A 4496-nucleotide genomic window follows, 5' to 3' on the forward strand; every position below is an offset into this window, starting at 1 on the left:
CGAAGGCACGCACGACGCACGGGGCACCGGCCGCGCCTCGGTGCCCCGTGCGTCGTGCGTGCCTTCGGTGTCCATCGACCCTTTGCCCCCTGACCAGCCAGGTCCGTAACCGAGTCCAGCGGCCCAATCTAAACGGAACCGGCGGACTACGGGGTGTAGCGCGCCCTAATAAGGGGGCAGGGGAACAAGGGCCGCCACCGGTCCGCGTCCGGCGCCCCGCTCCCGAGCGGAGCCCGCCGCTATGTCCGCGAAGGACAACGAAACGTCCGCACCACTCCCCAACGGAGCATGCCCGCACCCCCTTCCGACCCCTAGCCTGCGAAGAAAGCCAAGGAAGCGTCCAAAAACACCCGCGTCCACCCCACCCGCGTCCGCAAAGACCGCCAGATCATCCAGGAGCCCTCATGACCGCGATCCCGCAGGAGCGCCGCATCGTCACCGCGATCCCCGGCCCCAAGTCGCAGGAGCTGCAGGCCCGCCGCCTCGCCGCGGTCGCGGCCGGTGTGGGCTCCACCCTGCCCGTCTTCACCGCGCGCGCGGGCGGCGGCATCATCGAGGACGTCGACGGCAACCGTCTGATCGACTTCGGCTCCGGCATCGCCGTCACCAGCGTCGGCGCCTCCGCCGAGGCCGTCGTGCGCCGCGCCTCCGCGCAGCTCGCCGACTTCACCCACACCTGCTTCATGGTCACGCCGTACGAGGGGTACGTCGAGGTCGCCGAGGCGCTCGCCGAGCTGACCCCGGGCGACCACGCCAAGAAGTCCGCCCTGTTCAACAGTGGCGCGGAGGCCGTCGAGAACGCGGTGAAGATCGCCCGTGCGTACACCCGGCGCCAGGCCGTCGTCGTCTTCGACCACGGCTACCACGGCCGTACCAACCTGACGATGGCGCTGACCGCCAAGAACATGCCGTACAAGAACGGCTTCGGCCCGTTCGCGCCCGAGGTCTACCGCGTCCCGGTCGCCTACGGCTACCGCTGGCCGACCGGCGCCGAGAACTGCGGCCCCGAGGCCGCCGCCCAGGCGATCGACAACATCACCAAGCAGATCGGCGCCGACAACGTCGCCGCGATCATCATCGAGCCGGTCCTCGGCGAGGGCGGCTTCATCGAGCCGGCCAAGGGCTTCCTGCCCGCCATCGCGCAGTTCGCCAAGGACAACGGCATCGTCTTCGTCGCCGACGAGATCCAGTCCGGCTTCTGCCGCACCGGCCAGTGGTTCGCCTGCGAGGACGAGGGCATCGTCCCGGACCTGATCACCACCGCCAAGGGCATCGCGGGCGGTCTGCCGCTCTCCGCCGTGACCGGCCGCGCCGAGATCATGGACGCCGCGCACGCGGGCGGCCTCGGCGGCACCTACGGCGGCAACCCGGTGGCCTGCGCCGGCGCGCTCGGCGCCATCGAGACCATGAAGGAGCTCGACCTCAACGGCAAGGCCCGGCGCATCGAGGAGGTCATGAAGGGCCGGCTGTCCGCCATGGCCGAGAAGTTCGACATCATCGGTGACATCCGTGGCCGCGGCGCCATGATCGCCATCGAACTGGTCCGGACCCGCGACGGCAAGGAGCCGCACGCCGCCGCCGCCGCGGCGCTCGCCAAGGCCTGCCACGCGGAGGGCCTGCTGGTCCTGACCTGCGGCACCTACGGCAACGTGCTGCGCTTCCTGCCGCCGCTGGTCATCGGCGAGGACCTGCTGAACGAGGGTCTCGACATCATCGAGCAGGCCTTCGCCGCGCTCTGATCACAGGACGGGACCGCGGCCTGTGAAGAACGTGTGGGGGGCCGATGGCGGGATGGGGATCCGGCTGTCGGTCCCCCTCCCACTGCCGTACGGTTTCCGCAGATGAGAGAAACACCTCGCCCGCGGGGAACCGCGGGCGGCTCCAGGGCGGCGCATCCTCAGCCTCGTTCTGGTCGTGCCCTGGCGCACACCGCCGGTGCTTCTGGCTCCGGAACTCCTCACCGATCGGATGGCCGTCCGCCCCACACCCCCCGGGGCGTACGGCACACCGGTCAGACCGGCCGTCTCGGAACCTCCCCCCCTGTTCCGGGGCGGCCGGCTTTCCTCCTCGCCGCCTGCGCCGCTCTCGCGGCGCTCTTCTCGTTGCTGACCTGGCAGGTCGTCACCGACGGCCCGTTGCGCGGGCTGGACGAGCGCGTCGGCGGACATCTCGCGGGCCGCGGCCCCCAGACCCTGGCCGAGGTCCTGGCCGATCTGGGCTCCATGCCGGTCGCCCTGCCGGTACTGGCCCTCGCCCTCGGATACGCGGTGTGGCGCGGCGCGCGGCGGGACGCGCTGGTGGCGGCGGTGACGATGGCGCTGGTACCGGCCCTCGTCGTCCCGCTGAAGATCTGGACCGACCGCGCGGGCCCGCTCACCTCCGACACCGGCTACTACCCGTCCGGCCATACGGCCACCGCGATGGTGGCGTACGGCGGCGCGGCCCTGCTGCTCACCCGGTGCGCCGCCCCGCGCCGCGCATGGGTGATGCCCGCCGCCGCGGGGGTGCTCACCGCGGCGACGGGCACCGGTCTGGTGCTGCACGGCTACCACTGGCCCCTGGACGTGCTGGCGAGCGGCTGTCTGTGCGGGCTGCTCCTGCTGCTCAGCTCCATGGGTATGCGTCGAAGTTCCGGGAGAACTCCCCGCCGTTGAACCGGTCCCAGTTGACCGACCAGGTCATCAGCCCGCGCAGCCCCGGCCAGCTGCCATGGGTCTGGTACGTACCGCAGTTCGCCTTCTTCGTCAGGCAGTCCAGCGCCTTGGTGACCTCGGCGGGGGCGGTGTAGCCGTTGCCGGCGTTGGTGGACGCCGGCAGTCCGACGGCAATCTGGTCGGGGCGGAGCGCCGGGAACATCCGGCCGCTGTCGCCCGCCACCGGGAAGCCGGTGAGCAGCATGTCGGTCATGGCGACGGGGAAGTCCGCGCCGCCCATCGAGTGGTACTGGTTGTCCAGGCCCATGACGGGGCCCGAGTTGTAGTCCTGGACGTGCAGCAGCGTCAGGTCGTCGCGCAGGGCGTGGATGACCGGCAGATAGGCGCCGCAGCGCGGGTCCTGCCCGCCCCAGGGACCGGCGCCGTAGTACTGGTGGCCGAGCTGCACGAAGAACGTCTCCGGGGCCATCGACAGCACCAACTTCGGCCCGTACTTGCCCTTGAGGGTCTTCAGCGCCGATATGAGGTTCACGACGACGGGTGTCGTGGGGTGGCGGAAGTCGGTGTCGCCGGTGTCGAGCGAGAGCGAGTGGCCCTCGAAGTCGATGTCCAGGCCGTCGAGTCCGTACTCGTCGATGATCTTCGAGACGGAGGCGACGAAGGTGTCGCGGGCGGCCGTGGTGGTGAGCTGGACCTGCCCGTTCTGGCCGCCGATGGAGATCAGGACCTTCTTGCCCGCGGCCTGTCTGGCCCTGATGGCGGCCTTGAAGTCGGCCGCCGACTCCACGCCGGGGCACTCGCTCGCCGGGCAGAGGGTGAAGCGGATGTCCCCGGAGGTGATGGAGGTCGGCTCGCCGAACGCCAGGTCGATCACGTCCCAGGAGTCGGGGACGTCGGCCATCCGGGTGTAGCCGGAGCCGTTGGCGAAACTGGCGTGCAGATAGCCCACGAGCGCGTGCGCGGGCAGACCCCCGCCGGGGTCGCCGCCGCCGCTGGTGGTGGAGGCGGTGACGGGGGCGGACTTCGCCGACTCGCCGGCCGCGTTGGTGGCGGTGACCTGGAAGGTGTACGCGGTGGAGGCGGTCAGGCCCGTGACGGTGGCCGAGGTCCCGCTCACTTCGAGGGCTTCGGCGCCGCCCCGGTAGACGGTGTAGCCGGTGGCGCCGGGGACGGCGGCCCAGCTCAGGGCGATGCTGGAGGAGGTCGCGGAGCCCGCGGTCAGACCCGTGGGGGCGGCCGGGAGCTGGACGGGGCCGCCGCCGGGGCCCAGCAGGCTGACGTCGTCGGCGTAGTAGGCGCCGGTGCCGTACCAGCCGTGGGTGTGGATGGTCACCGAGGTGGTGTCGGCGCCGGTCTGGAAGGTGGTGCGCAACTGCTGCCAGGCCGGGGCGGACTGGGTCCAGGTGCTGACGTCGGTGGTGCCGGTACCGGTGGCGCCCAGGTAGACGTAGCTGCCCTGCACCCAGGCGCTCAGGGTGTACGTGGAGCGGGGCTGGACCGCGACCGTCTGGGAGCACTGGGCGTTGTCGCTCCCGGCCGGGGTGGCTTTGAGGGCCCGGGCGCCGCCGTGCACGGGCGAGGTGACCACGGCGCCGCTGCCCGCCGTACAGCTCCAGCCGTCGAGCGCGGCCTCGAAGCCTCCGTTGCGTGCCAGTTCGGTGTCGGCGGCGCGGGCGGTCGGCGCCGCGGCGACCAGGGCGCCCGCGGCGAGGACGGCCGCCGTGAGGGCGGCGAGGAGTCGGGCGGGTCCGGCGGTTCTGGCGGTTCTGGCGGTTCTGGCAAGGCGTCCGTGGCGGTCCACAACGTCCTCCGGGCATGGGGGGACCGGATCCGGGGCGGGTG

General features: G+C 71.9%; 3 protein-coding genes. 2 read left to right on the plus strand and 1 reads right to left on the minus strand.

Annotation, left to right across the window (positions count from 1 at the left end; all coding sequences use genetic code 11):
- Positions 1 to 404: 404 nt before the first annotated feature.
- Together gabT and ACJA3G_RS31060 are read left to right on the plus strand one after the other, a co-directional pair.
- On the plus strand, positions 405 to 1739 hold the full coding sequence (gabT, locus tag ACJA3G_RS31055) for a 4-aminobutyrate--2-oxoglutarate transaminase (protein WP_406556369.1): 1335 nt from the start codon (positions 405 to 407) through the stop codon (positions 1737 to 1739).
- 363 nt (positions 1740 to 2102) lie between these two features.
- On the plus strand, positions 2103 to 2654 hold the full coding sequence (locus ACJA3G_RS31060; protein WP_406556370.1) for a phosphatase PAP2 family protein: 552 nt from the start codon (positions 2103 to 2105) through the stop codon (positions 2652 to 2654).
- Here ACJA3G_RS31060 and ACJA3G_RS31065 read toward each other — a convergent pair.
- Positions 2605 to 4455 carry a chitinase gene (locus ACJA3G_RS31065; protein WP_406556371.1) on the minus strand — a complete coding sequence of 617 codons (1851 nt, stop codon included), beginning with the start codon at positions 4453 to 4455 and terminating at the stop codon, positions 2605 to 2607. The genes ACJA3G_RS31060 and ACJA3G_RS31065 overlap by 50 nt on opposite strands.
- Between the last annotated feature and the right edge of the window lie 41 nt (positions 4456 to 4496).

Source organism: Streptomyces sp. YS-3 (assembly GCF_045257485.1).
GTDB lineage: Bacteria > Actinomycetota > Actinomycetes > Streptomycetales > Streptomycetaceae > Streptomyces.

Bases quoted from the DNA above. Each gene is read 5' to 3' on its own strand.
- gabT (WP_406556369.1), top strand. From the start codon at position 405: ATGACCGCGATCCCGCAGGAGCGCCGCATCGTCACCGCGATCCCCGGC.